Genomic DNA, 26,198 nt, shown 5'->3' with positions numbered 1-26,198 from the left:
CCGGTCCGGTCACCCGCGGGGCAGCCGGTCCAGCTGCTCGTCGACGAGCTGGTCGACCTCGGCCAGCGCCGTGTCGGAGGAGTCGCCGACCACGGCCACGGCCACGGCGAACGGGCCGTGCGCGCACCAGGCGAACACCGTCGGCGCGGTCAGCCCGGACTCCTCGGCCGGGTCGTCCACCGCCAGCGTGCTGCACCCGTCGGGCAGACCGTCGGGGCTGCGGTCGGGGTTGCCGCCGTAGAGGTCCGTGTCGTTGCGGGCCAGGTCGGCCGCGTAGGACTCTGCGCCGTCCGCGCTCTCGAACTGGTCGACGAAGACCGACGTGAGGCCGCCGTCGTCGCGCCAGAACCGTTCCCAGCCCCAGCGGTAGCCGTAGTCGGTGAGCACCTGCTCCTCGCGCTCGACGTCGTCGGAGTACCCGGCGACGTCGTCGAGGGTCTTGGGCCCGGCCGGCGGTTCGAGCTCGTCGTCGGGCACCAGCGGCAGCCCGGACGGGACGTCGGTGAGCACCAGCTCGCCGAGGGCCTCGACGTCACCGGGCAGCGCACCGACCGACGCCGTGCCGGCCGGGGTGGCGGTCCCCGGGACACCGGCCGAGCAGCCGGACACCAGCAACCCGGCGAGCACCAGACCGAACCGGCGGGTCACCCCTGGGCGAGGGCGCCGGCCAGCAGCCGGTCGACCAGCTCCGGGTAGGGGACGCCCGAGGCCGCCCACATCCGCGGGAACATCGAGATCGGCGTGAAGCCGGGCATGGTGTTGACCTCGTTGACCACCAGCAGGTCGGCCCCGGTGGCGGGGTCGGTGCCCAGGAAGAAGTCCACGCGGGCCAGGCCGCGGCAGTCCAGCGCCAGGTAGGCCCGTCGGGAGACCTCCTGGACGGCGGCGGTCTGCTCGGGGGTGAGGTCGGCCGGCACGTCGAAGTCGACGGCGTCGTCGAGGTACTTGGCGTCGAAGTCGTACCAGTCGACGCCGGCCTTCAGCTTGATCTCCGCGGGGAGGCTGGTCTCGGGCAGGCCGCCCCCGACACCGGCCAGCACGCCGCACTCGACCTCGCGACCCGGGACGGCGGCCTCGACCACGACCTTGGTGTCGACGGCGGCCGCGGTGGCCACCGCGGCGTCGAAGTCGGCCCAGTCGGCGACCTTGGTGATGCCGATGCTGGACCCGGCCCGGGAGGGCTTGACGAACACCGGCAACCCCAGGCGCTCGCGCTGGGCGGCCGACAGCGCGGACGGGTCGGTGGTCAGGGCACCGTGCGCGTCGCGGAGCACCACGTGGTCGCCCTGCGCGATGCCGGCGGCGGTGAGCAGCTTCTTGGTGAACTCCTTGTCCATGGAGGCCGCCGAGGCGAAGACGCCGGAGCCCACGTAGGGCAACCCGCTCATCTCCAGCAGGCCCTGGATCGTGCCGTCCTCGCCGTAGGCGCCGTGCAGCACCGGGAACACGACGTCGACGTCGGTCAGCCGGCCGAACGCCTCGCCGGGCTCCAGCACCGACAGCCCGCGGCCGGCCGGGTCACCCACCAGCGAGACCGCCGTCCCCCCGGTGACCTCGGGCAGCCGGCCGCCCTCGATGGCCAGCGGGGCGCCGTCGTGCAGCACCCACCCGCCCTCGCGGGTGATGCCCACCGGGACCACCTCGTACCGGTCGGGGTCCATCGCGGCCATCACGCTGCCGGCGGAGACGCAGGAGATCGCGTGCTCCGCGCTCCGCCCCCCGAAGACGACGGCGACCCTGGTCCTGCGTGTCTCGGTCATCGCCCCGGACCCTATCGGCCGGGGGTCACACCAGGGTGTCCAAGGCGGTGGTCAGGTCGGCGACGAGGTCGGCGGTGTCCTCGATGCCGCAGGAGAACCGCACGAACCCGTCGGCGACGGCGTCGCCGCCCCACTGGGCGCGGCGGTCGACGGTGGAGTGCACGCCGCCGAAGCTGGTGGCCGCCAGCCAGAGCCGGCTGCTGCGGGTCAGCGCGTGCACGGCGGCCTCGTCGGCCAGGGTCGCCGAGACCACGCCGTTCATGCGCAGCATCTGCCGGGCGGCGACCTCGTACGACGGGTCGTCGGGCCGGCCGGGCCAGCGCACGCCGGTGACCGCCGGGTGGTCGACCAGCAGCTGGGCGACAGCGGCGGCGGTGCTGGCCTGGCGGGTCAGCCGGAGGTCCAGCGTGCCCATGGAGCGGTGGGCCAGCCAGGCGTCGAAGGCGCCGGGGCCGTTGCCGGTGCGGTCGCGCCAGGCCTTCAGCCGGGTCTGCAGCTCGCGGCCCCGGTCGGTGCGGGCGGTCGAGACGTGCCCCATGAGCAGGTCGCTGTGCCCGGTGAGGGCCTTGGTGTCGGCGCCGACGGTGAGGTCCGCGCCCAGCGCCAGCGGTCGCTGGCCCAGCGGGGTGGCGGTGGTGTTGTCCACGGCCAGGACGGCGCCGGTCGCCTGCGTGGCGGCGGCCACGGCGGCGATGTCGCAGACGTCCAGCTCGGGGTTGGACGGCGTCTCCAGCAGCACGAACGCCGCACCGTCGAGGTCCCCGCGGGCGGCCACGGCGGCGATCTCGAGCGTGGGTACCTGCTCGACCACGACCCCGAAGCGGGCCAGTTCGCCGTCCCCGAGCGCGCGGGTCTGGTAGTAGCCGTCGCTGGGGATGACCACCCGGTCCCCGGCCCGGACGACGGCGAAGAGCGCGGCGCTGATCGCGGCCATGCCGGTGGCGAAGGCGAGGCAGTCGCCGCCGTCGAGGTCACCGACGGCCTCCTCGAACACCCGCAGCGTCGGGTGCCCGGGGCGGGCGTAGAAGTCCGCGGCGTAGGGGTCCTCGCCCAGGTGGTACGGGGCGGCGAAGACCGGGCTGGGCCGCAACGGGGTACCCGGGACGGGGGGCTCGTCGCCGCCGCGCACGACGCGGGTGCCGTCGGACCAGCTCACTCGGACTTCCTCACTCGGACTTCGCCTCCCGGCTCATGATCTCGCGGACCATCTGCACCGGGGACTCCCCCTCGTGGCACACCCGGACGACGGCCTCGGTGATCGGCACCTCGACGCCGTGGGCGCGGGCGAGGTCCAGCACGGACCGGCAGGACTTCACGCCCTCGGCCGTCTGCCGGGTTGCGGCGACCGTCTCCTCGAGGCTCATGCCCTGGCCCAGGTGCTCGCCGAAGGTGCGGTTGCGCGACAGCGGCGAGGAGCAGGTGGCCACCAGGTCGCCCAGCCCGGCCAGCCCGGAGAACGTCAGCGGGTCGGCGCCCAGGGCCAGGCCCAGCCGCATGGTCTCGGCCAGACCGCGGGTGATGAGCGAGGCCCGGGTGTTGTCGCCGAAGCCCAGGCCCTCGGCGACGCCCGCGGCCAGCGCGATGACGTTCTTGACCGCGCCGCCCAGCTCGCAGCCCACGACGTCGGGGTTGGTGTAGGGCCGGAAGTAGCGGGTGTGGCAGGCCGCCTGCAGGGCCTCGGCGCGGTCGGTGTCGGTGCAGGCGATGACGGTGGCCGCCGGCTGCTCCCCGGCGATCTCGCGGGCCAGGTTCGGGCCGCTGAGCACGGCGACCCGGTCGGGCGACGCGCCCGTGACCTCGCAGATCACCTCGCTCATGCGCCGGGTGCTGCCCAGCTCGATGCCCTTCATCAGCGACAGCAGGGTCGCCCCGGGCGGGATGAGGGGCGCCCACCCGGAGAGGTTCTGCCGCAGGGACTGCGAGGGGATGCTCAGCACGACGACGTCGGCGCCCTCGAGGGCCTCGGCGGCGTCGTGGGTGGCGCGCAGCCGGTCCGGGAGCGCGATGCCCGGCAGGTAGTCGGCGTTCTCCCGGTCCGCGGTGATCGAGGCGGCCAGTTCCGGGCGGCGGGCGTACAGGGTGACGTCGGAGCCGGCGTCGGCGAGCACCTTGGCGAAGGTCGTCCCCCAGCTGCCCGCGCTCAGCACCGCGGCCCGGGTCACGCGGCGCCCGCCGCGCCCGGCAGGTCGCCCGGGGTGCGGCCGGGCCGGGGGTGGATCGCGGCCGGGGGCGTGGTGCCGCGGACCTCGCCCAGCTGCGCGCGCACCTGGCCCATCAGCCGGTCGGTGGTCTGGTGCAGCAGGCGGGACGACAGGGGCCCACCCGACCGTGCCTCGGCGCGGAGGTCGGACAGGTCGACCGGCTCCCCCACCAGGTAGTCGGCGCGGGTGCGCAGCCGGAGGTGGAGCTTCTTGGCGTGGTAGTCGTGCACCCGCTGCGGCCCCCACTGGGCGAGCGGGACGACGACGGCGTCGGTGGTCAGCGCGAGCCGGGCGACCCCGGTGCGCGGCTCCATGGGCCACCAGTCGGGATCACGGGTGACCGACCCCTCGGGGTAGATCACGACGACCTCGCCCGCGGCGAGGGCCTCCTCGGCGGCGTTCATCGACGACTGGGCCGCCGACGTGCCGCGGTAGACCGGGATCTGGCCGGCCGACCGCAGGATGGTGCCGGCCAGGCCCGTGAACACGGCGTGCTTGGCGAGGAACCGCGGCACCCGACCGGCGTCGTAGACCAGCATCGCGCAGGCCAGCGGATCCAGGACCGAGACGTGGTTGGCCACCAGCAGCACCCCGCCCTGGGCCGGGATCCGCTCGGCGTGCCGGAGCCGCAGGTCGTAGAGCAGCGCGCAGACCGGCCAGACGACCCACAGGCACATCGTCAGCGCCCAGTCGAGCTTCGGCCGCGGCCGCCACCGTCGCCGCGGCCAGGTGTTCCCCGGACCGGGGACGGCATCAGGACTCACCCGGTCAGTTTGCCCCGTCACACCGGGTCGGGTGGACCCGGCCGCGCTCAGCCCCCTCCGCCGCCTCCCCCGCCGCCGAGCATCCAGCTGCTCCGGTTCACCGCACCGCGGGCGTCGGTGGCGGGGACGTCGCCGACGGCGGCGTACCAACCCTCCCGCCGCCGGCGGAGCGCCCGCCGCAGGAGCAGGGCCCCCACGACCACCAGGACCAGGACGACGACACCGGTCACCACGAGTTCCCCGATCGGGATCATGGCCGCACCGTAGGGCTTCCCCACGACCACGACCAGCTGTCCCGGTGGCTCGTCACCCGCTGTTCATCTCCGGCCCGACAGCCCCGGTCAGAAGGGCGGTGGGTCCGAGTCGAGGTCGTACGGCGGGGTGGTTCGTCGAGGAGGTCGAGGACCTCGCCCATGGCTGGCGGCCTGGTGGTGCGGATGGTGCCGCCGGGTGTGGTGACGTGCAGGGTGCCGTCGGCCTCCATGGCGAACCGCCAGCCGCGGGAGTGGGTCTTCAGCCTGTGGTGTCGGCGGCAGAGCATGGCCAGGTTGCGGACGCAGGTGGGCCCGCCGCCTGCAGGGTTGTGGTGGTCGTGGGGGACGACGTGGTCGGCGTCGCAGGCTCGGGCGACCTGGCGGCAGCCGGGGAAGCGGCAGTGCCGGTCGCGGGCGCGCAGGTACCGGTACTGCGCGGCGGTCGGGGTGTAGCCCGGCGCTCCCGGTGGTGGTCCGACTCCGCGCCCGGTCTTCGCGGCGGCGACCAGCTCCTCGGGGGTGGCCACGGCCAGCAGCCGACCGCCCTGGCCGGTGATGGTGAACGCCAGCTCACCGCCGCCGTCGGGGTGGGTGAGTCCGAGGGCGTCGATACAGGTCAGGAGCGAGCGCACGGCGGCCGGGCTGACCGGCAGCCCGTCGACGTGCCCGACTCGAGCACCACCGGAAGGCACCTGCTCACCGACCCTGGCATCGGGCACACCTGTCCCCTCGTCGGCTGGACCGATCCGCGCTGAATGCGCAGCACCGCCTGGGACCTCGAAGGCTTCGCCGGCAACGGTGTCCCCGGCGTCGGCCTCGACAACGGTGTCGTCCTCGGCGTCATCCGCGCCGGAGTCGTCGTCCGCGGCGCCGGCATCGGAGTCGGTGGCGGAATCGGAGTCGGCAGTCGCGGCGGACTCACCTTCGACATCGCCCTCACCGCCCTCGGCCTCGGCCTGGGCTTGGGCGATGAGGGCGCTGAGGTCGGGCACCAGCAGGTCGGCCAGGTCGGCGTTGACCGTCAGGTGCGCGATCGCCGGGTCCAGCTGCTCCCACGGGCGGGTCAGCAGCATGACCACGAGTTCGGTCTCGATCTCCCCGGTCGAGCGGGTGTCCCCGTCGGCCTTCAGCTTCCGCACGAACGCGCCCAGCTGGGCCTTGACAAGCTTCGCGTCCGCGGCCTCCAGGTTCGTCGCGCGCAGGTCAGCGAGGCCGTCGCCGGTGCCCTGCACCCGCACCCCGGCCTCCCGCTTGCGCAGGGACTTGCGCCGGTCGGCAGCCTCGGGGTCGGCGGCGATCAGCGCGGCGTCGATCCGCTCCCGCAACGTGGTGGGCGGGCACCCGGCGGCCGCCCACTCCACCGCCCGGGCAGCGATCGCGTCGATCACGGCGTCGTCGACCGGCCCGCCCCACGACGCAGCCTGGTAGCGCAACGCCTTCACGATCACCTTCGCCCGCGCCTCGTCGATCCGGCCGTCGGCCAACGCGTGCCACACCGCAGGCAGCTGCCGCACCAGCGCCAGGTCGTCGTCCACCAGGTACCGGGCCGAAGCCACCGAGGTGTTCAGCAGGACCGCGACCTCGTCGGGCAGGAAGTCGTCGGCGGCCTGCAGCGACGGATCATCGACATCAGCATTCGGGCGGGTGTCGGTCCGAGCACCAGGAGCGAACGGCAACGGGTGCTGGGCACCGAGGGTGGCCTTGCGCTCGATCAACCCCGCTCGGTACGCGGCGAGAGCGGACATCTGCCGGTGCACCGAGGACAACTCCGCATCCAGCTCAGCGCCCTCCAGACCCGCTGCAGCAGCCAGCCCGGTCAACTGCGGCAACACCGTCGGGCCCTCCGCGCGGACGACAGCACGGCGCGGGGTGATCTCCACCCAGAACCGCTCCGCCGTCGCCGTCATGGATTCAGTCCACCAGAGGGGTACGACAGTTCTGGGCCCTCGACAGACAGCTGAGCAGGTGATTCTCCGCTGTTGGTCGATCGCGTCCGGTCGCCGCCGGGATGCGACGCGCTGCCGCGACAGGATGCTCTCCGTGAGCACCGCGGACACGCTGCAACCACGGAGGCGCTGCAACCACGGAGACGACATGACCACCGCGACGACATGAGCACCGAGACGCAGGAGCTGCTGCGCGGCTACGTCACCCAGGTCGTGGAGCCGCTGCTGCAGGCTCGCTTCCCGGAGCTCCGGTACGCGATCGGTCGGCTCGGGTCCGGGTCGGACGTGCTCGGGCTGGACGACGCCACCTCTCGGGACCACGACTGGGGGCTGCGGCTGACCCTGCTGGTGCCGGACGGGCTGCCCCGCGTCGTCGCCGAGGAGCTCGACCGCGCGCTGCCCGACAGCTTCGGCGGACTGCCCACCCGGTTCGCCACCACCGGGTCGACGACCGTGCAGCACCAGGTGCACGTCGCCACCGTCCCGCAGTTCCTGCGCGGCGGGCTCGGGTTCGACCCGCTCGACGGGATCGGCGTGACCGACTGGCTGTCCCTGTCGGGGCAGGCGGTGCTGGAGGTCGTCGCCGGCCCGGTCTTCGCCGACCGGACCGGGGAGATCGGCGCCGCCCGCGCCGCGCTCGCCTGGTACCCCGACGACGTCTGGTGCCACGTCCTGGCCTGCGACTGGCTGCGGATCGCCCAGGAGCTGCCCGCCGTGGGCCGCGCCGCCGACGTGGGCGACGACCTCGGCTCGCGCGTGGTCACCGCCCGGCTGGTCCAGGTGCTCATGCACCTGGCGTTCCTGCTCGACCAGCGGTGGGCGCCCTGGGCGAAGTGGTTCGGCACCGCGTTCGCCCGCCTCCCGCTCGCCGCACGCCTCGCCCCGGCCCTGGACGCCGCACTCCGGGGAGCCGGCCGCGAGGACCGCCAGCACGCCCTGGCCGCCGCGCTCGACGTCCTGGTCGCCCGGCATCGGGAGCTGGGGCTGACCGACGTCGCCCGGGCCGCCGTCCCGTTCTGGGACCGGCCGCACCTGCACCCCGACCCGGCCATCGCCGCACAGCTGCTGGACCGGGTCGTGGACCCCGCCGTGCGCGCCCTGCCCACGGGCCGCGGGTCCGTCGAGCAGCGCACGTCGAACGTCGACGTCCTCCTGGACCCCGCTGCCCGGCGAGCATCGGTGGCCCGCTGACCCAGGCCGGGGACAGGCAGGTGTGGCAGCGTGCAGCAGGTGCAGCACTGGTCGGTCGTGGTCCCCGCCAAGCGGCTGGCGCTGGCCAAGACCCGGCTGGGGCCGGTGGTCGACCGCGCCGAGCACGAGGACCTCGTCCTCGCGATGCTCGGCGACACGCTGGCGGCGGCCGCCCTCGCCCGGGAGGTCGGCTCCCTGTGGGTGGTCACCGCCGACCCGCGCGCCGCCGCGCTGGCCACCCAGCTGGGCGCGCGGGTGGTCCCCGACGAACCCGCAGGGGGCCTGAACGCCGCCCTGGTGCAGGGGGCCGCAGCGACCGGGGCGCGGTTCGTCGCCGTCCTCAACTCGGACCTGCCGGCCCTGCAGGCCGACGAGCTGGACCAGGCGCTGCGGGCAGCGGCCGGTGTCCCGCGGTCCTTCGTCGCCGACGCCGAGGGCACCGGGACGACGCTGCTGGCCGTCACCGGCGGTGACCTCGCGCCGGCCTTCGGCCCGGGGTCGGCCGCCGCGCACGCCGTGTCCGGCGCGGTGGCCCTGGCCGGCGACTGGCCCGGGCTGCGCCGCGACGTCGACACCGCCGAGCACCTGGCCGCAGCCCGTGCACTGGGCGCCGGGCCGCGGACGCGCGCCGTGGCGCACGAGGCCTGCGCGTGACCTGACCGGGCGTGATCACCGGCTGTTCACCGGCGTAGGCGAAGATGTCGCGGTGTCCGAGATGCAGACCGAGACGGCCCAGCACGCCGACCGCTTCCTGAACCGCGAGCTGTCCTGGTTGGACTTCAACGCGCGGGTGCTGGAGCTCGCCGAGGACGAGAACGCGCCGCTGCTCGAGCGGGTCAAGTTCCTGTCGATCTTCGCCAGCAACCTCGACGAGTTCTACATGGTGCGCATCGCCGGGCTGAAGCGCCGGCACAGCACCGGTCTGACGATGCGCTCGCCCGACGGCCTGACCATCCGCGAGCAGCTGTCCCGGATCACGGCCCGCACCCAGGAGCTCGTCGCCCGGCACGCCGCGGTCTTCGTCCAGGACGTCGCCCCCCGGCTGGAGCAGCACGGCATCCGCATCGTGCACTGGACCGAGGTCGGCGACGCCGAGTCGATGCGGCTGCGCGAGTACTTCCGCGACCAGGTCTTCCCGGTGCTCACCCCGCTGGCCGTCGACCCCGCGCACCCCTTCCCCTACATCTCGGGCCTGTCGCTGAACCTGGCCGTGTCCGTGCGCGACCCCGAGACCGGCGCCCCGCGGTTCGCCCGGGTGAAGGTGCCCGACAACGTGCCGCGCTTCGTCCCGGTGGTCACCGAGGACGACGAGTCGGTCTTCCTGCCGCTCGAGGACCTCATCTCCGCGCACCTCAACCAGCTGTTCCCCGGCCTCGAGGTCATCGACCACCACCTGTTCCGGGTCACCCGCAACGCCGACGTCGAGGTCGAGGAGGACCGCGACGAGGACCTGCTGCAGGCCCTCGAGCGCGAACTGGCCCGCCGCCGGTTCGGACCCGCGGTGCGGCTCGAGGTCACCGACACCATGGACCCGCAGATCCTCGACGTCCTGCTGCACGAGCTCGAGGTCTCCCCCAGCGACGTGCTGCACGTGCCCGGGCTGCTGGACCTCGCCGCGCTGATGGCGCTCTACGGCCTGGACCGGCCCGAGCTGAAGGACGAGCCGTTCGTGCCCGGCACGCACCCGCGGCTCTCGGACGGCGAGACCCCCAAGAGCGTCTTCGCCACGCTGCGCGAGGGCGACGTGCTGGTGCACCACCCCTACGACTCCTTCGCCACCAGCGTGCAGCGGTTCATCGAGCAGGCCGCCGCCGACCCGCTGGTGCTGGCGATCAAGCAGACGCTGTACCGCACCTCGGGTGACTCCCCCATCGTGCAGGCGCTGATCGAGGCGGCGACGGCGGGCAAGCAGGTCGTGGTGCTGGTGGAGATCAAGGCCCGCTTCGACGAGGAGGCCAACATCAGCTGGGCCCGCTCGCTGGAGCGCGCCGGCTGCCACGTCGTGTACGGCCTGGTGGGGCTGAAGACGCACTGCAAGACCGCGCTGGTGGTCCGCCGCGAGAACGGCGTCCTGCGGCGGTACTGCCACATCGGCACCGGCAACTACAACCCGAAGACGGCCCGCATCTACGAGGACCTCGGCGTTCTCACCGCCGACCCGCGGGTCGGCGCCGACCTGACCGACCTGTTCAACACCCTCACCGGGTACTCACGGCAGACCACCTACCGGTCGCTGCTGGTGGCCCCGCACGGGGTCCGCGCCGGGCTGCTGGAGAAGATCCGCCGCGAGGCCCGGCACGCCGCCGAGGGCCGCCCGTCGGGCATCCGGATCAAGGTGAACTCCCTGGTCGACGAGGAGCTCATCGACGCGCTCTACGAGGCCTCGGGCGCCGGGGTGCCGGTCGAGCTGTGGATCCGCGGCATCTGCGCCCTGCGACCCCAGGTCGCGGGGCTCAGCGAGAACATCCGGGTGCGCTCGATCGTGGGCCGGTTCCTGGAGCACTCCCGGGTGTGCAACTTCCTCAACGACGGGTCGCCCGAGTGGTGGCTGGGCAGCGCCGACCTCATGCACCGCAACCTGGACCGCCGGGTCGAGGTGCTGCTGCGGATCAGCGACGTGCACGCCACCGAGCAGCTGCAGCGGATGTTCGACGGCGCCATGGCCGACGACGTCCGCAGCTGGCAGCTGGGCGCCGACGGCAGCTGGACCCGCACGGGCGAGCGCGACTTCCAGGCGCGGGTGGTGGCCGGTGAGCTCGCTGGCTGACCGGGTGCAGCCGGCCGCCGGCGGCGCGGTCTGGCGGCGGGGTGCCGGCGGGGTGCTCGAGACCGCGGTGGTGCATCGGCCCAAGTACGACGACTGGTCGCTGCCCAAGGGCAAGCTCGACCGCGGCGAGCACCCCCTGCAGGCCGCCGTCCGCGAGGTCGGCGAGGAGACCGGGCTGACCGTGGCGGTCGGACGACGCGGGGTGCAGACCCGGTACGTGCACCGGCACGGCCCCAAGCGGGTCGACTACTGGACCATGCAGCACGTGGCCGGCGAGTTCGTGGTCAACGACGAGGTCGACGAGCTGCGCTGGCTGCCGGTGAGCGCGGCGTCGGAGCTGGTCACCCATCCGCACGACGCCGCGGTGCTGGCCGACCTCGCCCGGTCCGACGTACCGCGGACCCCGACGCTGCTGCTGGTCCGGCACGCCAGCGCCGGTGAGCGCGCCGACTTCGCCGGCCCCGACGCCGCCCGCCCGCTGGACGGCCGCGGCCGGGCGCAGGCCCGCCGGCTCGCCCAGGTGCTGACCGCCTTCGCCCCGACCGAGGTGCTGGCCGCACCGCCGGTGCGGTGCCAGCAGACGGTGACCCCGCTGGCCGAGCAGCTGGCGGTGCCGCTGGGCACCGTGCCCGAGCTGGGCGAGGACGGCTTCGGCGACGACCCGCAGGCCGGCATCGACCTGGTGGAGAGCTGGCTCGAGCCCCGGGCCGAGCCCGGGGTGACCGTGGTCTGCAGCCAGGGCGGTGCCATCCCGTCGGTGCTCATGGCCCTCGGGGTGCGCTACCCGGGGACGGCGGGCGCGCTGTGGCCGCCCTCGGCCAAGGGCAGCGTCTGGGTGCTCGGTGGCCGCCCCGGCGCGCTGCTCGCCGACTACTACCGCGACTTCCCGGCCGACCCGGACGCCCCGGCCTGACGCCGGCGCACCAGGAACACCGCACCGGCCACCACGGCCAGCACCAGGACGGCGGCGGTGCCGTTGACCAGCAGGTTGCCGCCGTCCTCCGGGGCCTCCGACGCCGCCGCGCCGGGCTGCGCCACGACCACGTCGGCCGGGGGCGCGGCCGACGAGGACGTCGCGGTCACGGACGTCGGCGCCTCGGGCACCGCGGGGACGACGACCGGGCCGGCGTGGTCGAAGCCGACCGTCCCGGTCAGGTCGTGCCCGTCCGCGGAGGTCACCGCCCAGGTCACCGTGTGCGGGCCGGTCGCCGTGGGGGTCACCGGCACCGTCACGGTGCTGCCCTCACCGGTGGCGGCGGCGGTGCTGACCACGGCGCCGTCCGGGCCGGTGACGACCACCTCCGGCCCGCGGACCGCACCGCTGAAGGTGAGGGTGACCGCGGTGAGCTGCTCGGTGACCGTGCTGCCCTCGGCCGGGGTGGTGGAGGTCAGCCCGGTGTGCGCCTGGGCGGTGCCGGCGGTGGCCAGCCACGCGGTGGCGGCCACGAGCAGGGTGAGCAGCAGCGTGGACGGGCGGGTGCGGGGCACGGCGGGCCTCCCGGTCGCGTGTCGGTGGTGTCGGGTGGTTGGTCGTCGTCCCGGCCGGCGGGGTTCCCGGTACGCCGGAGGCCGCCGTCCCCGGGTGGGGACGACGGCCTCCGGCGTGCGGTGGATCAGGCCAGCGTGCGGGGCTTCCACGCCGGGCGGGCGGCCTCGAAGGCGTCGATGTCGCCCAGGTGCCGCTCGGTGAGCCCGATGTCGTCGAGCCCCTCCAGCAGGCGCCAGCGCGTGTAGTCGTCGATCTCGAACCCGCTCACCCGGTCGGCCCAGCGGACCTCCCGGGCGACGAGGTCCACGGTCACGGCCAGCGTCGGGTCGGTCTCGCAGGCGTCCTGCAGCGCCTCGACGTCGGCGGCCGGCAGCACCACGGTGAGCAGGCCGGACTTGGTCGAGTTGTTGCGGAAGATGTCGGCGAACCGGGCGCTGATGACGACCTTGTACCCGCCGTCGAGCAGCGCCCAGTTGGCGTGCTCGCGGGAGGACCCGGTGCCGAAGTCGGGGCCGGCCACCAGGATCGAGGCGTCGGCGTACTCGGGCTTGTTGAGCACGAAGTCCGGCTCGTTGGTGCGCCACGCGACGAACAGGCCGTCCTCGAACCCGGTGCGGGTGATCCGCTTGAGGTACTCGGCCGGGATGATCTGGTCGGTGTCGACGTTGCTGCGCCGCAGCGGGGCCGCGGTGCCGGTGTGGGTGGTGAAGGCGTCCATCGTCAGGCTCCAGCGGTCTGCAGGTCGGCGGGCGCGGTCAGCCGCCCGGTGATGGCGGTGGCCGCGGCGACGGCCGGCGACACCAGGTGCGTGCGGCCCCCCTTGCCCTGCCGGCCCTGGAAGTTGCGGTTCGAGGTCGACGCCGACCGCTCGCCCGGGGCCAGCTGGTCGGGGTTCATGCCCAGGCACATCGAGCAGCCGGCCCCGCGCCACTCGGCGCCGGCGGCGGTGAAGACGGCGTCCAGGCCCTCCTCCTCGGCCTGCTGCTTCACGAACACCGAGCCGGGGACGACGAGCATGCGGGTGTCGGCGGCGACGTGGTTGCCGCGCAGCAGCTCGGCGGCCACCCGCAGGTCCTCGATCCGGCCGTTGGTGCAGGACCCCAGGAAGACGGTGTCGACGCTGATCTCGCGCAGCGGGGTACCGGCGGTCAGGCCCATGTAGGCCAGCGCGGACTCGGCCGCCGCCCGGTCGGACTCGTCGGCGAACGAGGCCGGGTCCGGCACCGCGGCGCCGATCGGCAGGCCCTGGCCCGGGTTCGTGCCCCAGGTGACGTAGGGGGTCAGCGACGCGGCGTCGATGACGACCTCGCGGTCGAACACGGCGTCGTCGTCGGTGCGCAGCTCTCGCCAGGCGGCGACGGCGGCGTCCCAGTCCTCGCCCGACGGAGCGTGGTCGCGGCCCTGCAGGTAGGCGAAGGTGGTCTCGTCGGGGGCGATCAGCCCGGCGCGGGCGCCGGCCTCGATCGACATGTTGCAGATCGTCATCCGCGACTCCATCGACAGCGCCTCGATCGCGCTGCCGCGGTACTCGATGACGTGGCCCTGCCCGCCGCCGGTGCCGATCTCGGCGATGACGGCGAGGATGACGTCCTTCGCGCTCACGCCCAGCGGGAGCTCGCCGTCGACCCGCACCGACATCTGCTTGGCGGGACGCTGGGTCAGCGTCTGGGTGGCCAGCACGTGCTCGACCTCGCTGGTGCCGATGCCGAACGCGAGCGCGCCGAAGGCGCCGTGGGTGGAGGTGTGGCTGTCGCCGCAGACGATCGTCATGCCCGGCTGGGTGAGCCCCAGCTGCGGGCCGATGACGTGCACGATGCCCTGGTCGCGGGTGCCCATCGGCGCCTGCCGGATGCCGAACTCGGCGGTGTTGGTGCGCAGCGCCTCGACCTGGGCCCGGCTGACCGGGTCGGCGATGGGGGCCAGCAGGTTCGTCGTCGGGACGTTGTGGTCCTCGGTCGACATCGTCAGGTCGGGACGGCGGACCGTCCGGCCGGCGGCCCGCAACCCGTCGAAGGCCTGCGGGCTGGTTACCTCGTGCACGAGGTGCAGGTCGATGTAGAGCAGGTCCGGCTCGCCCTCGGTGCGCCGCACCACGTGCTGCTCGTAGACCTTCTGCGCCAGGGTCTGCCCCACGGCTGTGCCTCCTCAGGCTCGGTTGCATCTCATTGAATGGGATGCAAGTATCAGCTCGTGGGACAGCCTAACCCCGTCGGCGTGCTGGACAAAGCGGTCTCGATCCTGCACGCGGTGGCGGCCGAGCCGGCCAGCCTCGCCGAGCTCGTCGAGCGCACCGGACTCCCCCGCGCGACCGCGCACCGGTTGGCCGTCGCGCTCGAGGGCCACCGCCTGGTCCGCCGGCTCCCCGACGGCTCCTGGGCCCCCGGCGCCGCGCTGGCCGAGCTCGGTCGCGGCGCACGCGACCGGTCCGACCAGCTCGCCGACGCCGCCGGGCGACACCTGGTCACCCTCCGCGACGCCAGCGGCGAGAGCGCCCAGTTCTACGTCCGCGACGGCTCGGCCCGGGTCTGCGTCGCCGCCGCCGAGCGGCTGACCGGCCTGCGCGACACCGTGCCGGTCGGCGCCCGGCTGCCCATGACCGCCGGTTCGGCTGCGCACGCCCTGCTCGCCTTCGCCCCCGCCGACGAGGTCACCCCGCTGCTGCCGGCCGCCTCGTTCACCGCCCGCACCCTGCTCGACGTCCGGCGGCGCGGGTGGGCGCACAGCGTCGCCGAGCGTGAACCCGGCGTCGCCTCGCTCTCCGCCCCCGTGCGGGACGGCTCGGGCGGGGTGCTCGGCGCCGTCTCGGTGTCCGGCCCGGTCGAGCGGCTGGGCCGCCGTCCCAGCCCCGAGGTCGTCGGCGCCGTGCTGGAGGCCGCCCACGCCATCGGCCGCTCGCTGCGCTGACCCGTCCGAGGGGGTGTTCGCGATTCGTGCCGGGTGGTGACCCGTTGCGCCGGAACCCCACCCCGGGGATCCGGCGACACCCCGGCCGAGTGCACCCAGCCCGGACGCCGGGCCCTGGGGCTCAGGTGCGCGGCGCCCGGATGTCGAACAGGTCGTCCAGACCGGCCATCCGCAGCGGGTCCAGCACGGCGCGGTGGGCGGCCCACAGCGGGACCCCGACACCGCGGGCCCGGGCGACCGCGGTCAGCAGCGCGAGCCCGGCGCCGGTCAGCAGGGTCACCCGGGGCGCGTCGATGCAGTCCACGGCATCCAGCGCCGGGCCGGCGGTCCGGAACTCGTCGCACAGGTGGTCGCCGATGTCGCCGCTGAGCACCAGAGCGCCGTCGTGCAGCTCGATCGACCCCGCCGTGGTCTCCGTGCCGAGTACGGCGCCGGGCGCCCGCCCCGCCGCCGCCGCCACACCGCTGCCCATGCCCTGTCCCTCCCCGTGTATCCGCCTCGCAATAGGGAACGTGATCGTCCGGTTGTGGTCGAGGGGTGTCCACCCGCAGGGGTGACCCCGGGGCGCCGGACCGGGCGGCACGACGGCCGGGGAGCCGGACCGACCCCCGTTCGCCCAGGGGCCGGCACTCACCCGGCCGTTCAGCCGGGCAGGTCCGCGGCCCAGGTGAGGAACGAGGCCAGCTCCGCGCCCTCCAGGACCGCGCCGGCGACGAGCGGGACACCGTCGAGGACCAGCACCCAGGCGTCGGCCGGCAGGTGGCCGAGGTCGTCGCGCACCGCCGAACCGGTGCTCGCGGCGCCCGGCTGGCACAGGAAGGCCAGCGGCGGGACGGCGGACTCGGCGGTGCTCGACCTCCCGCGCCCCACCGCACGCACATCGGAGGCGTGCAGCTGGACCCGGACCCCGCCGACGGTCAGGACCACCGAGGGGACCTCGCGCCGGCGCCGGACCGGCAGCAGGGCGAACTCTGCCCGCACCGTGCTGCCCTGCCAGGGCACGACGGACGCGCGGGGCGCAGCGCGGCCCCGACGGAACCCGAGCACGGAGAACCGCCTCAGGCGACGCGGTGCGCGCCGGTCGACGGGACGGCGACGAAGGTGCGGTAGCTGCCCCCCGCAGGCTGCACGGCAGCGGTGACCGCTTCCAGGTCGCCGGTCTCGACGAGCACGATCGCCGATCCGCCGAAGCCGCCGCCGACCATGCGGGCCCCGTGCGCGCCCGCGGCCAGCGCGGTGTCGACGACGGCGTCCAGCTCGGGCGTCGAGATCTCGAAGTCGTCGCGCAGCGACACGTGCCCGGCGGTGAGCACCGGGCCGATCGCCCGCGGGTCGCCCCCTCCGGTGAGCAGCTCGACCACCTGCAGCACGCGGGCGTTGTCGGTGACGATGTGCCGCGCACGGCGGCGCAGGACGTCGTCGGCGATGGTCTCGACCGACCCCGGCGTCGCGTCGCGCAGCGCCGGCACCCCCAGCGCGGCGGCCGCCTGCTCGCACTCCCGGCGCCGGTCGCCGTACCCGCCGTCGGCGTGGGAGTGGGTGTGCCCGGTGTCGACGACGAGCAGGGCCAGCCCGGCGGCCGCGAGGTCCAGCGGCACCTGCCGGGTGCTGCGGTCGCGGGTGTCCAGGAAGAGCGCGTGGCCGGCCTCGCAGAGCAGCGAGGCGGACTGGTCAAGGATGCCGGTGGGCGCGCCGACGAAGTCGTTCTCGGACCGGCGGGCGACGTCGACCAGATCGGTGGGCGTGAGGTCGGGGCGCAGCAGGTCGCGCAGGGCCAGGGCCACCGAGCAGGTCACCGACGCCGACGACGACAGCCCGGCACCCGACGGCACGTTCCCGTCGACGAGCACCGACAGCCCGCCGGGCAGGTCGAACTGCTCGGCCACGCCGGCGACGTACCCGGCCCAGCCTGCCGGGTTGCCCGGCCGCAGTTCGGCCATGGGCAGCTCGACCACGGCACCGGGCTGCTGCACCGACGCCACGGCCAGCATCCCGTCCGTGCGGCGGGCGACCGAGGCCAGCGCCCGGTGCGGCAGCGCGATCGGCAGCACGTAGCCGTCGTTGTAGTCGGTGTGCTCACCGATGACGTTGGCCCGGCCCGGGGCCAGCCACACGCCCTCGGGGGCGGTGCCGAAGACCTCCTCGAACGTCACGGCACGACCACCGCGCGCAGCGCCTCGGCAGCACCCTCGGGCGAGGTGTCGGACACGAAGGCACCCATGCCCGACTCCGACCCGGCCAGGTACTTCAGCTTGCCCGGGGCCCGCTGGAAGCTGAACAGCTGCAGGTGCAGCCACCACTCGTCGCGTCCGGCGTGCACCGGGGCCTGGTTCCACGAGGAGATGTAGTTCATCGGCTCGTCGAAGCGGTGCGCGAACCGGCCCAGCACGTCCAGGTACACCTCGACGAAGGCGTCGCGCTCGGCGTCGGTGAGCGCCGCGACGTCGGGCACCCGGCGGTGCGGGAACAGCTGCACCTCGTAGGGCCAGCGCGCCGCGGCCGGCACGAACGCCGTCCAGTGCTCGTTGGCCGCGACCACCCGGGGGCCCGTGCGCTCGGCGGCGAGGACGTCGGCGAAGAGGTCCCCCTCGTACCCGGCGACCTGGCCCAGGATCCGCTGCACGCGCGGGGCGAGGAACGGGTAGGCGTAGACCTGCCCGTGCGGGTGCGACAGGGTCACCCCGATCTCCTCGCCGTGGTTCTCGAAGAGGAACACCTGCTCGACACCGGGCAGTGCGGACAGCGCCTCGGTGCGGTGCGCCCAGGCGTCCACGACCAGCCGGGCGCGGGCACGCCCCAGGTCCGCGAACGAGCGGTCGTGGTCGCTGGTGAACACGATGACCTCGCAGCGACCCTCACCCGGGCGCAGCGTCACCAGCGGGTTGCCCTCGGCGTGCGTCGGGACCTCGCGGTCGACCTCCGTGGACAGCGAGGGGAAGCGGTTCTCGAACACCGCGACCTCGTAGTCGGCCTCGGGCACCTCGGTGGCCCGGGCCGGCGTCGAGGCGCACAGCGGGCACTGGTCGGCCGGCGGCAGGAAGGTGCGGGTCTGCCGGTGGGCGGCGATGACCACCCACTCCCCCAGCAGCGGGTCCCAGCGCACCTGCGACTTGGTCGCGACCTCGGGGAGGTCCCGCGGATCCACCGCCTCGCGCGCGGTCGGGGTGGAGTCGAAGTAGACGATCTCGCGGCCGTCGGCGAGGTGGCGAGTGGTGCTGATCACGATTGTGAACGTTAACACCGGAGGCTTTCGCGGCGGAACCCCGACGTGCTGTGACGTCGGGGACCCGCCGGCCCGCTCAGATCGTGGCCACGCTGCCGGCGTCGACCCGGTAGTTGCTGCCGTTGACGAAGCTGGCCCGCTCGGAGCACAGGAAGGCGATCACGCTCGCGACCTCCTCGACCTGGCCGCGACGGCCCAGCTCCATGCCGGGCCGCTCCTCCTCGAGGAAGGACTCCACGGCCTCGTCGAAGGAGGTGCCGTTCTCGTCGGCCCGCTTCTCCATCATCGCGTCGGTCATCGGGCTCTCGATGAAGGCCGGCGACACCGCGTTGACCAGCACGCCCTCGGAGCCGTAGCTCTTGGACAGGCCCTTGGTCAGGCTGAGAACGGCGGCCTTGGCGGCGCAGTAGGGCAGCTCGTCGACGTAGGGCTGGACGGCGTCCTCGCTGGCCAGCAGGACGATCCGGCCCCAGCCGGCCGAGCGCATGCCGTCGACGAAGGCCCGCACCACCCGGACGACGGCGAAGAAGTCGATCTCCAGCGTCGAGCGCCAGCCCTCCTCGTCGATCTCGTGGAACAGGCCCTGTGCGCCGGTGATCCCGGCGGCGTTGACCAGGATCTGCGGGTCGCCGATGGCCGCGACCACCTCGCGCTGCAACCGGGCGACGTCCGCGGCGTCGGTCAGGTCGGCGGCCACCGCGGTGACGCCTTTGCCCAGCTCGGCGGCCGCGGCGGCCAGCGCCTCGGCGTCCACGTCGGTGATCACCACGCGCACCCCCTCGGCGGCCAGGATGCGAGCGGTCTCCTTGCCGATGCCGGAGTCCGCTCCGGTGACGAGGGCGGTGCGTCCGCTGATGCCGAGGTCCATGGGTCTCCGTCCGTCGTGCACCCGGGCCGGGCGCGTCCGGAACCCCTTGTCCCCGCCCGGCGGGGGGCTCAACCCTTCCCCGGCGCCGCCGGGTCAGCCCTTCGCCGCGACCTCGGCGGCGTACCGCTCGGTCATCGTGGCCACCGCCTGGAGCTGGGCGGCGGCGTAGCCCTCGCGCTTGGCCGCGGCGGCCTCCTTCGCCGACAGGGTGGCCTGGGCGTGGGTGACCTGCCCACCCTGGAAGTGCGGGAAGACGTGCTGGGCGATGAGCTCGTAGGAACGCCGGGTCGCCTCGGGGTTGGCCCACTCGTGGGCCAGCAGCAGCATGGCGCCGAAGCCGCCGGACTGGTCCCAGAGCTTCTGCACTTGGGCGCGGGCGTCCTCGACCGTGCCGATGGCGCCGATGCCGGCGTCGTTGATGAAGTCGATCATCTCCTTGACGTCGCCGCCCTCGACCGCCATCTGCGGGAACGCCGCCGTCTGCTGGAAGTACCGGAACCACTGCTCGATGCCGAACTGGACGTCGGCGTAGGCCTGCTCGCGGGTCTCGGCGACGTGCATGAGCCCGACCAGCCGCCAGTCCGACCGCGACACGGTCTTCCCGCTCACCTGGGCCCGTTCCTCGAGGACCCCCCAGTGGTGGGCAAGGGCGTCGAACCCGTCGGCCGTGAGCGTCGCGCCGATGGACAGCAGCCCGATGCCGTGGGTGCCGGCCTGCTTGGGGCCGGTGGGCGAGGCCACCGCCGCCACGACCATGTCGAACAGCGGCTCGCTGTAGGGGCGCAGGTGCAGCCGGGCGTCGACCAGGGTGTGCGTGCGGGTGGTGGCGGTGACCGTCTCGCCGTGCAGCAGCCGCATGATGATGTCGAGGTTCTCGGCCAGCAGCTCCCGGGTCTGCGTGGGGTCCAGGCCCAGCATCATGGAGTCGGTCGGCAGCGAACCGGGTCCGCAGCCCAGCATGACCCGACCCCGGGTCAGGTGGTCCAGCAGCACCATGCGCTCGGCCACCCAGAGCGGGTTGTGGTAGCTGATCGAGGTCACCCCGGTGCCCAGCTTGATGCGCCTGGTGCGCTCCGCCGCGGCGGCGATGAAGATCTCCGGCGACGCGATGATCTCGCTGCCGGCGGAGTGGTGCTCACCGATCCAGGCCTCGTCGTAGTCCAGCCGGTCCAGGTGGGCGACCAGCTCCAGGTCGCGCTGCAGCGCGGTCGTGGGGTTCTCCCCCGCCGGGTGGAACGGGGCCAGGAAGATGCCGAACCGGAGCCTGCTCATGGGGTGCCTCCGCGCCGAGGGGTGAGACCCCGATCACACAGCACCCCGCACCGGCCGTCAACGACGGCCCTCAGTGGGCGCGGAACGCCTCCTCGAGCCACCAGGACGGCTCGGTGTCCACGACCTTCGCGTCGACCAGGAACGGCCGCGTGCGGGGACCGGCCACCCAGTCGGCCACCGGCGCGAGGTCGGCGACGGTGCGCACCGTGGCGGCCTCGTAACCCAGCCCCCGGGCCAGGGCGGCCAGGTCGGTGTCGGGGAAGCGGGCGATGCCGACGTCGTGGCCGTCCGGCCCGAAGTGGTGCACCTCGGCCCCGTAGGCGGCGGCGTCGTAGACGACCACCAGCATCGGCAGGCCCAGCCGGACGACGGTCTCCAGCTCGCTGGCCCCCATCAGCGCCCCGCCGTCGCCCAGCGCGGCCACGGGCAGCCGGTGGAGTTGGGCGAGCGCGGCGCCGATCGTGGTGGCCAACCCGAGGCCCACGGACTGGAAGGCCTGGGTGAAGCAGAACCCGCGTTCGTCGGGCACCGCGAGGTACATCGACGGGTAGCCCATGAAGTTGCCGGAGTCCACGCCCACGACCCGCTCGGCGGGCAGCAGGGCGTCCAGGGCGCCGCTGAGCACCCTTGGGTCGACCCGGTCGCCCGTGGAGGTGTCCTGGACCGGGGCGTCGGTCCAGCGGCCCTCGGCGGCGATCCGCGCCCCGACGGGCCCGACCCGCCACCCCGCGCGAGGGGCGCCCCACGCGGCCGCGACGGCGGTGGCGGTCACGGCGACGTCGCCCACCACCGCGACGTCCACCGGCCGGTGCCGACCCAGGGCCGAGGCGTCGACGTCGACCTGCGCGAGGACGGCGTCGGGGTGCAGCAACCGGCCGTGCCGGGTGGTCCAGCCGTTGAGCGCGCAGCCCCAGCCGACGACGAGGTCGGCGTCGCCGATCAGCTCGGCGGCGAGGTCGGTCGCGAACCCGCCGGAGACGTCCAGCGACCAGGGATCGCCCGCGAACAGCCCGCGCGCGACCGCGCTGGTGGCCAGCAGTGCACCGCACCGCTCCGCGAGCCCGCGCAGGGCATCGCGGGCGGCGGCCGAGCGCGAACCCCGGCCGGCGACGAACACCGGACGGCGAGCGGTGCGGACGGCGGCGACCAGCGCCTGCACGTCGGCGTCCCCGGGCTGCACCACCACGACCGGCACCGGCGCGGGCAGCACCGGGTCGGCCGGGGCGGGGGCCGCCTGGACGCCCAGCGGCAGGTCGAGCACCACTGCCCGGCGCTCGTCGCGGGCCAGCCGGTAGGCGGCCACCGCCTCCCCGACCGCCGTCGCGGGCGAGGTGACCGTGCGCGGGAGCGCCCCCACCGCGCTGGCCAGCGCCGGCTGGTCGACGGCGAAGTTCGAGGTCGGGTCGGTGACCGCGGCGGCCAGCACCAGCAGGGGCGTGCGGCTCTTGGCGGCCTCGGCGAGCCCGGTCAGGGTGTTGGTGAACCCGCAGCCCTGGTGGACGGTGACCACGCCGACCTCGTCGGTCGTGCGGGCCCAGGCGTCGGCCATGGTGGTCGCGCCGGCCTCGTGCCGGGCGGCGGTGAAGGTGGCCCCGGCGGCCACGACGGCGTTGGTCAGGTGGAAGTTGCCGGACCCGACGAGGCCGAAGACCTGCCGCACGCCCTCGGCGACCAGTGCGCGCCCGACCGCCTCGGCGACGTCCACGGCAACCCCTCCCGGAGCAGGAACGACGAGACCCCCGGCCCTGGTGGGCCGGGGGTCTCGATGGTGTAGCCCCGAAGGGATTCGAACCCTCGCTACCGCCGTGAGAGGGCGGCGTCCTGGGCCGCTAGACGACGGGGCCAGAACAGTGCTGCAGATGTTACCTGAGGAGATGGAGCGTTCCTCGCTGGGGTACCAGGACTCGAACCTAGACTAACGGAACCAGAAACCGTCGGGCTGCCAATTACCCCATACCCCATGGGCTGTGCTGTTGTGCGCGCCTTGCGGCGCCGTCGAAGACAGTACCCGATGGGTCACGGGCCTTCACGCACCCCCCTGCCGGGACCACCGCGCGTCGGGCTCGGGCACCGTCGCGGACGGGCCCGGCGGCGGGAGCGGCGGGGCCGGAACCCAGGTCGGCTGCCACCCCGGCTGGCCCGGCTGCCGGTCCGCACCGGCTGCGCCGCGGAGGTCCACCGCGGGGCTGACCAGCTCGGGGGCCAGCGTGCGCCGCGCCGCGGCGACCAGGGCCACGTAGGCGCCCATGAACACCACGTCGAGCAGCACCACGAGCAGGAAGACCCCGACCGGCGGCATCGCGGTGGTCACTCCCCCACCCACCGCGCCGGCGAGCACGAAGACCACCACGTTGTTCACCGCGTGCAGCACGATCGCGGCCTCCAGCCCACCGGTGAGCCGGGTGACCCACGAGGCGGCCAGCCCGAAGACGAACCTGTCCGCGAAGGTCAGGACGTCGGGTGGGGCATGGGCCGCGGAGAACAGCGCCGCGGTGAGGACGGCGGCCACCACCGCGCCGGTGCGCTCGGTGCGGCACCACGCGGCGATCGTCTGGCTCAGGTAGCCGCGGAACACGTACTCCTCGGCGGCCGACTGCAGCGGTGTGGTCAGCAGCACGACGACGAGCAGCCACCCGTAGCCGGGGACCGGCCCGGTGGTCGTCGTCCCGGGCTCCAGCAGCGTGAGGCCGATCGTCACGGCCGCGCCCACCCCGATGGTGGCCAGCGCCCGCCACGTGAAGGGCAGCAGCAGTCGCCGGCGCAGCGCCTTCGTGACCGAGGAGGACCAGCCGCGGCCGGACCCGTGCGCGACGGCCCACGCGGCCCAGACGATCGGGATGGCCACGACGAGGGACAGGTTGGTCAGCAGCAGCACGCCGGGGTCGGTGAGCTCCAGCAGGTCGGCCACCGGCACCAGGCCGGTCAGCAGCGCCGCGACCACGACCACGACCGACGCCACCGCGTACAGCACGACGAACATCAGCAGGCCCAGCAGCGGCCGCCACCACGCCCAGTCGCGGGCGCGCATCAGCCGGGCGTAGGGCTGCGGGGTGTCGAACGGCGGCAGCCCCGGTGGGGTGACCGGCCGGCCCCGCACCGGCGACGACGGCTGCGGGGCCCGCTGGGCCGGCCGAACCGGCGGGGCCGGGACGGGTACCCACGACCGCGGCACCTGGGGCTCGGCGCCCCAGGGACCGGTGGCCGGCGGACCCGTGTACGACCACCCCGGATCCCTCACGCCCCCGCGACCTCCCGGGCCGCCGCCAGCCGGCGGAGCGTGACGTCGCGGCCCAGCAGCTCCATCGACTCGTAGAGCGGCGGGCTGACCGTGCGGCCGCTGATCGCCACCCGGACCGGCCCGAAGGCCTGCCGCGGCTTGCGGCCGAGCTCCTCGACCAACGCCTGCTTGAGCGCCGCCTCGAGCGCGGGGGTGGTCCACTCGGACAGTCCGGTGAGCGCGGCGGCGGCGGCGTCGAGGACCTCGACGGCGTCGGGCCCGGTGAGCTGCTTGGCCACCGCGGCCTCGTCGAACTCGACCTCGTCGCGGAACAGGAACCCGAGCAGGCCGACGGCCTCCGACAGGACGACCATCCGCTCCTGCGCCAGCGGCGCCACGGCGTCGAGCACCCGCTGCTGGTCCGCCGACGGGGTGGCGTCGACGAGCCCCGCGTCGGCCAGGTACGGGGTGACCCGGGTGACGAACTCGGCCACCGGCAGCGCCCGCAGGTGCGTGGCGTTGATCGCCTCGGCCTTCTTCAGGTCGAAGCGCGCGGCGTTGGGGCTGACCCGGGTGACCTCGAATGCCTCGACCAGCTCGGCCGGGGAGAACACGTCGCGGTCCTCGGCGATCGCCCAGCCCAGCAGGGCCAGGTAGTTCACCAGCCCCTCGGGCAGGAAGCCGCGCTCGCGGTAGAGGTCCAGGTTCGACGTGGGGTCGCGCTTGGACAGCTTCTTGTTGCCCTCGCCCATCACCAGGGGCAGGTGCCCGAACCGGGGTGCGCCGGTGGCGACCCCGACGTCGGTGAGCGCCGCGTAGAGCGCCAGCTGGCGGGGGGTGGAGGAGAGCAGGTCCTCGCCGCGGAGCACGTCGGTGATGCCCATGAGGGCGTCGTCGACCGGGTTCACCAGCGGGTACAGCGGCTGGCCGCCGGCCCGCGCGAGCACGAAGTCGGGGACGGCGCCGGCGGCGAAGACGACCTCGCCGCGGACGAGGTCGGTCCAGGACAGGTCGTGGTCGGGCATGCGCAGGCGGAGCACCGGCTGGCGCCCCTCGGCGCGGAAGGTGGCCTTCTGCGCCTCGGTGGTCTCGCGGTCGGCGCCGTCGTAGCCCTGCTTGGGGTCCTGCCCGGCGGCCACCCTGCGGGCGGTGACCTCCTCGGGCGTGGAGAAGGACTCGTAGGCGTGCCCGCCCTCGACCAGCTTCGCCAGGACGTCGGCGTAGATCTCCCCGCGCTCGGACTGCCGGTAGGGCCCGTGGGGGCCGCCGACCTCGGGCCCCTCGTCCCACTCCAGGCCCAGCCAGCGGAGGCTGTCGAGCAGGTGCCGGTAGGACTCCTCGGTGTTGCGCGCGGCGTCGGTGTCCTCGATGCGGAAGACGAACTGCCCGCCCGTGTGCTTGGCGTAGGCCCAGTTGAACAGGGCGGCCCGCATCACCCCGACGTGCACCGTGCCGGTCGGCGAGGGGCAGAACCGGGTGCGGACCGGCGTCGTCACCGGGCTGGCGGTGGGGGCGGTCACGACGCGGTGGAGGTGGTGTCGGCGCCGGTGACCGAGTTGGTCAGCTCGCCCAGGCCCTCGATCGCGCAGGTGACCGACCCACCGGCCCGCAGCGGGCCGACCCCGGCCGGGGTGCCGGTGAGCACCACGTCGCCGGGCAGCAGGGTCATGACCTGCGAGATGTAGGAGATCAGCGTCGGGATGCCGAACAGCAGCTGGCTGGTGCGGCCGTCCTGGCGGAGCTCGCCGTCGACGGTGCAGGTGACGCCCAGGTCGGCGGGGTCCTTGCCGATGCCGGCCAGGTCGGTCTCGATCCACGGGCCGATCGGGCAGAAGGAGTCGAAGCCCTTGGCCCGGGTCCACTGGTTGTCGGCGCGCTGCATGTCGCGCTCGGTGACGTCGTTGCCGATCGTGTAGCCGAAGATGCTGGCCGCGGCCTGCTCCTCGGTGACGTGCCGGGCGCCGCGGGCGCCGATCACGACGGCCAGCTCGGCCTCGTGGTGCACGTTGGTGCTGCCCGGCGGGATGCGGATCGCGTCGCCGGGGCCGATCACCGAGGTGGAGGGCTTGAGGAACAGCAGCGGCTCCTTCGGCGCATCGCCGGTCTTCATCTCGGCGACGTGGTCGGCGTAGTTCTTGCCGACGCACACCACCTTGCTGGGCAGGATCGGCGAGAGCAGCCGCACGTCGGCGGCGGCGTGCCGCTGGCCGGTGAAGTTGATCTGGCCGAACGGGTGGCCCTCGATCTGGGCGACCTGGCCGTCGCCGTCGAGGACGCCGAAGGACATGCCGGTGGGTGAGGCGTAACGGACGATGCGCACGGGTCGAGGCTACTGACCTGGC

At 74.3% G+C, this 26,198-nt stretch carries 25 protein-coding genes and 2 tRNA genes; 5 read left to right on the top strand and 22 right to left on the bottom strand.

Translation table 11 applies throughout. The features are described from left to right. Window positions 1–9: 9 nt before the first annotated feature. From BLS67_RS08135 to BLS67_RS08105, 7 genes are read right to left on the bottom strand one after another with little or no spacing between them, the layout of a single operon-like run. The gene (locus tag BLS67_RS08135) at window positions 10–648 is read right to left on the bottom strand and encodes a DUF7373 family lipoprotein (protein ID WP_091242748.1); all 639 of its coding nucleotides are present in this window, start codon (window positions 646–648) and stop codon (window positions 10–12) included. After that, window positions 645–1,760 (bottom strand): D-alanine--D-alanine ligase family protein, encoded by a 1,116-nt coding sequence (locus tag BLS67_RS08130; RefSeq protein ID WP_091242745.1) that lies wholly within the window; start codon window positions 1,758–1,760, stop codon window positions 645–647. Before BLS67_RS08130 ends, BLS67_RS08135 begins: the two co-directional genes overlap by 4 nt. A 25-nt stretch (window positions 1,761–1,785) precedes the next feature. After that, window positions 1,786–2,916 carry a cystathionine gamma-lyase gene (locus tag BLS67_RS08125; RefSeq protein ID WP_091242741.1) on the bottom strand — a complete coding sequence of 377 codons (1,131 nt, stop codon included), beginning with the start codon at window positions 2,914–2,916 and terminating at the stop codon, window positions 1,786–1,788. A 10-nt stretch (window positions 2,917–2,926) separates the two neighbouring features. Further along, entirely contained in the window at window positions 2,927–3,922 is a 996-nt protein-coding gene (locus BLS67_RS08120; protein WP_091242738.1) for an NAD(P)H-dependent glycerol-3-phosphate dehydrogenase, read from the bottom strand. After that, window positions 3,919–4,725: a lysophospholipid acyltransferase family protein gene (locus BLS67_RS08115; protein WP_242653916.1), complete on the bottom strand. Its 807-nt coding sequence runs from the start codon at window positions 4,723–4,725 to the stop codon at window positions 3,919–3,921. The genes BLS67_RS08120 and BLS67_RS08115 overlap by 4 nt, the downstream gene beginning before the upstream one ends. 47 nt (window positions 4,726–4,772) lie before the next feature. Next, window positions 4,773–4,979 (bottom strand): hypothetical protein, encoded by a 207-nt coding sequence (locus BLS67_RS08110; protein WP_131801695.1) that lies wholly within the window; start codon window positions 4,977–4,979, stop codon window positions 4,773–4,775. Beyond that, window positions 4,976–6,886, bottom strand: a complete 1,911-nt coding sequence (locus BLS67_RS08105; RefSeq protein WP_165617513.1) for an HNH endonuclease signature motif containing protein — start codon at window positions 6,884–6,886, stop codon at window positions 4,976–4,978. Before BLS67_RS08105 ends, BLS67_RS08110 begins: the two co-directional genes overlap by 4 nt. Before the next feature lie 204 nt (window positions 6,887–7,090). Between BLS67_RS08105 and BLS67_RS08100 the strand changes: the two genes are divergently transcribed. The 4 genes from BLS67_RS08100 (at window position 7,091) to BLS67_RS08085 (ending at window position 11,796) form a co-directional block, all read left to right on the top strand. Continuing rightward, entirely contained in the window at window positions 7,091–8,116 is a 1,026-nt protein-coding gene (locus BLS67_RS08100; RefSeq protein WP_091242726.1) for a DUF4037 domain-containing protein, read from the top strand. A 30-nt stretch (window positions 8,117–8,146) separates the two neighbouring features. Continuing rightward, window positions 8,147–8,770, top strand: a complete 624-nt coding sequence (gene cofC, locus BLS67_RS08095; RefSeq protein WP_242653915.1) for a 2-phospho-L-lactate guanylyltransferase — start codon at window positions 8,147–8,149, stop codon at window positions 8,768–8,770. A 61-nt stretch (window positions 8,771–8,831) separates the two neighbouring features. After that, window positions 8,832–10,883 carry an RNA degradosome polyphosphate kinase gene (locus tag BLS67_RS08090; RefSeq protein ID WP_091243161.1) on the top strand — a complete coding sequence of 684 codons (2,052 nt, stop codon included), beginning with the start codon at window positions 8,832–8,834 and terminating at the stop codon, window positions 10,881–10,883. Further along, window positions 10,867–11,796 carry an NUDIX hydrolase gene (locus BLS67_RS08085; protein ID WP_091242722.1) on the top strand — a complete coding sequence of 310 codons (930 nt, stop codon included), beginning with the start codon at window positions 10,867–10,869 and terminating at the stop codon, window positions 11,794–11,796. The genes BLS67_RS08090 and BLS67_RS08085 overlap by 17 nt, the downstream gene beginning before the upstream one ends. On the opposite strand, the gene BLS67_RS24050 is transcribed toward BLS67_RS08085, so the two are convergent. The 3 genes from BLS67_RS24050 to leuC form a co-directional block, all read right to left on the bottom strand. Next, on the bottom strand, window positions 11,757–12,371 hold the full coding sequence (locus tag BLS67_RS24050) for a copper resistance CopC family protein (RefSeq protein ID WP_207500412.1): 615 nt from the start codon (window positions 12,369–12,371) through the stop codon (window positions 11,757–11,759). The two genes, BLS67_RS08085 and BLS67_RS24050, sit on opposite strands and share 40 nt — an antisense overlap. Before the next feature lie 125 nt (window positions 12,372–12,496). Then, a complete protein-coding gene (leuD, locus tag BLS67_RS08075; RefSeq protein WP_091242719.1) occupies window positions 12,497–13,090 on the bottom strand; it encodes a 3-isopropylmalate dehydratase small subunit in 594 nt (197 codons plus the stop codon). A gap of 2 nt (window positions 13,091–13,092) precedes the next feature. Next, window positions 13,093–14,505 (bottom strand): 3-isopropylmalate dehydratase large subunit, encoded by a 1,413-nt coding sequence (gene leuC / locus BLS67_RS08070; RefSeq protein WP_091242715.1) that lies wholly within the window; start codon window positions 14,503–14,505, stop codon window positions 13,093–13,095. Window positions 14,506–14,586: 81 nt separating this feature from the next. Here leuC and BLS67_RS08065 point away from each other — a divergent pair, with 81 nt between their 5' ends. After that, on the top strand, window positions 14,587–15,276 hold the full coding sequence (locus BLS67_RS08065) for an IclR family transcriptional regulator (protein ID WP_242653914.1): 690 nt from the start codon (window positions 14,587–14,589) through the stop codon (window positions 15,274–15,276). 121 nt (window positions 15,277–15,397) lie between these two features. Here BLS67_RS08065 and BLS67_RS08060 read toward each other — a convergent pair whose 3' ends face one another. The 12 genes from BLS67_RS08060 to BLS67_RS08005 all read right to left on the bottom strand — a co-directional run bounded on the left by BLS67_RS08060 (window position 15,398) and on the right by BLS67_RS08005 (window position 26,176). After that, entirely contained in the window at window positions 15,398–15,748 is a 351-nt protein-coding gene (locus BLS67_RS08060) for a hypothetical protein (RefSeq protein WP_091242709.1), read from the bottom strand. A gap of 170 nt (window positions 15,749–15,918) precedes the next feature. After that, the gene (locus BLS67_RS08055) at window positions 15,919–16,257 is read right to left on the bottom strand and encodes a hypothetical protein (protein WP_131801693.1); all 339 of its coding nucleotides are present in this window, start codon (window positions 16,255–16,257) and stop codon (window positions 15,919–15,921) included. 77 nt (window positions 16,258–16,334) lie between these two features. Continuing rightward, window positions 16,335–17,429, bottom strand: a complete 1,095-nt coding sequence (galK, locus tag BLS67_RS08050) for a galactokinase (protein WP_091242704.1) — start codon at window positions 17,427–17,429, stop codon at window positions 16,335–16,337. Then, the gene (gene galT, locus BLS67_RS08045) at window positions 17,426–18,499 is read right to left on the bottom strand and encodes a galactose-1-phosphate uridylyltransferase (RefSeq protein WP_091242699.1); all 1,074 of its coding nucleotides are present in this window, start codon (window positions 18,497–18,499) and stop codon (window positions 17,426–17,428) included. Before galT ends, galK begins: the two co-directional genes overlap by 4 nt. A gap of 76 nt (window positions 18,500–18,575) precedes the next feature. Further along, the gene (locus BLS67_RS08040; protein ID WP_091242696.1) at window positions 18,576–19,367 is read right to left on the bottom strand and encodes an SDR family NAD(P)-dependent oxidoreductase; all 792 of its coding nucleotides are present in this window, start codon (window positions 19,365–19,367) and stop codon (window positions 18,576–18,578) included. A gap of 93 nt (window positions 19,368–19,460) precedes the next feature. Continuing rightward, window positions 19,461–20,639 carry an LLM class flavin-dependent oxidoreductase gene (locus BLS67_RS08035; RefSeq protein WP_091242693.1) on the bottom strand — a complete coding sequence of 393 codons (1,179 nt, stop codon included), beginning with the start codon at window positions 20,637–20,639 and terminating at the stop codon, window positions 19,461–19,463. 70 nt (window positions 20,640–20,709) lie between these two features. Further along, entirely contained in the window at window positions 20,710–22,344 is a 1,635-nt protein-coding gene (locus BLS67_RS08030; RefSeq protein ID WP_091242691.1) for a thiamine pyrophosphate-binding protein, read from the bottom strand. A 66-nt stretch (window positions 22,345–22,410) separates the two neighbouring features. Beyond that, window positions 22,411–22,483, bottom strand: a tRNA-Glu gene (locus tag BLS67_RS08025). A gap of 45 nt (window positions 22,484–22,528) precedes the next feature. Next, window positions 22,529–22,600: transfer RNA gene (locus BLS67_RS08020), tRNA-Gln, on the bottom strand. Window positions 22,601–22,665: 65 nt separating this feature from the next. Continuing rightward, entirely contained in the window at window positions 22,666–23,877 is a 1,212-nt protein-coding gene (locus BLS67_RS08015; RefSeq protein ID WP_131801692.1) for a CPBP family intramembrane glutamic endopeptidase, read from the bottom strand. Beyond that, window positions 23,874–25,376: a glutamate--tRNA ligase gene (gene gltX, locus BLS67_RS08010; protein ID WP_091242684.1), complete on the bottom strand. Its 1,503-nt coding sequence runs from the start codon at window positions 25,374–25,376 to the stop codon at window positions 23,874–23,876. Before gltX ends, BLS67_RS08015 begins: the two co-directional genes overlap by 4 nt. Continuing rightward, on the bottom strand, window positions 25,373–26,176 hold the full coding sequence (locus BLS67_RS08005; RefSeq protein ID WP_091242680.1) for a fumarylacetoacetate hydrolase family protein: 804 nt from the start codon (window positions 26,174–26,176) through the stop codon (window positions 25,373–25,375). Before BLS67_RS08005 ends, gltX begins: the two co-directional genes overlap by 4 nt. Window positions 26,177–26,198: the final 22 nt, after the last annotated feature.

This window comes from Klenkia soli (assembly GCF_900103975.1).
Classification (GTDB): Bacteria; Actinomycetota; Actinomycetes; order Mycobacteriales; family Geodermatophilaceae; genus Klenkia; species Klenkia soli.
Note: the sequence above shows the minus strand (reverse complement) of the source record. Positions and strands in the feature narration are given on the sequence as shown.

Coding starts and splice junctions, on each gene's coding strand:
- BLS67_RS08130 (WP_091242745.1), bottom strand. CDS start 1,760: ATGACCGAGACACGCAGGACCAGGGTCGCCGTCGTCTTCGGGGGGCGG.
- BLS67_RS08110 (WP_131801695.1), bottom strand. CDS start 4,979: ATGATCCCGATCGGGGAACTCGTGGTGACCGGTGTCGTCGTCCTGGTC.
- BLS67_RS08105 (WP_165617513.1), bottom strand. CDS start 6,886: ATGACGGCGACGGCGGAGCGGTTCTGGGTGGAGATCACCCCGCGCCGT.
- BLS67_RS08100 (WP_091242726.1), top strand. CDS start 7,091: ATGAGCACCGAGACGCAGGAGCTGCTGCGCGGCTACGTCACCCAGGTC.
- BLS67_RS08090 (WP_091243161.1), top strand. CDS start 8,832: ATGCAGACCGAGACGGCCCAGCACGCCGACCGCTTCCTGAACCGCGAG.
- leuD (WP_091242719.1), bottom strand. CDS start 13,090: ATGGACGCCTTCACCACCCACACCGGCACCGCGGCCCCGCTGCGGCGC.
- BLS67_RS08060 (WP_091242709.1), bottom strand. CDS start 15,748: ATGGGCAGCGGTGTGGCGGCGGCGGCGGGGCGGGCGCCCGGCGCCGTA.
- BLS67_RS08040 (WP_091242696.1), bottom strand. CDS start 19,367: ATGGACCTCGGCATCAGCGGACGCACCGCCCTCGTCACCGGAGCGGAC.
- BLS67_RS08035 (WP_091242693.1), bottom strand. CDS start 20,639: ATGAGCAGGCTCCGGTTCGGCATCTTCCTGGCCCCGTTCCACCCGGCG.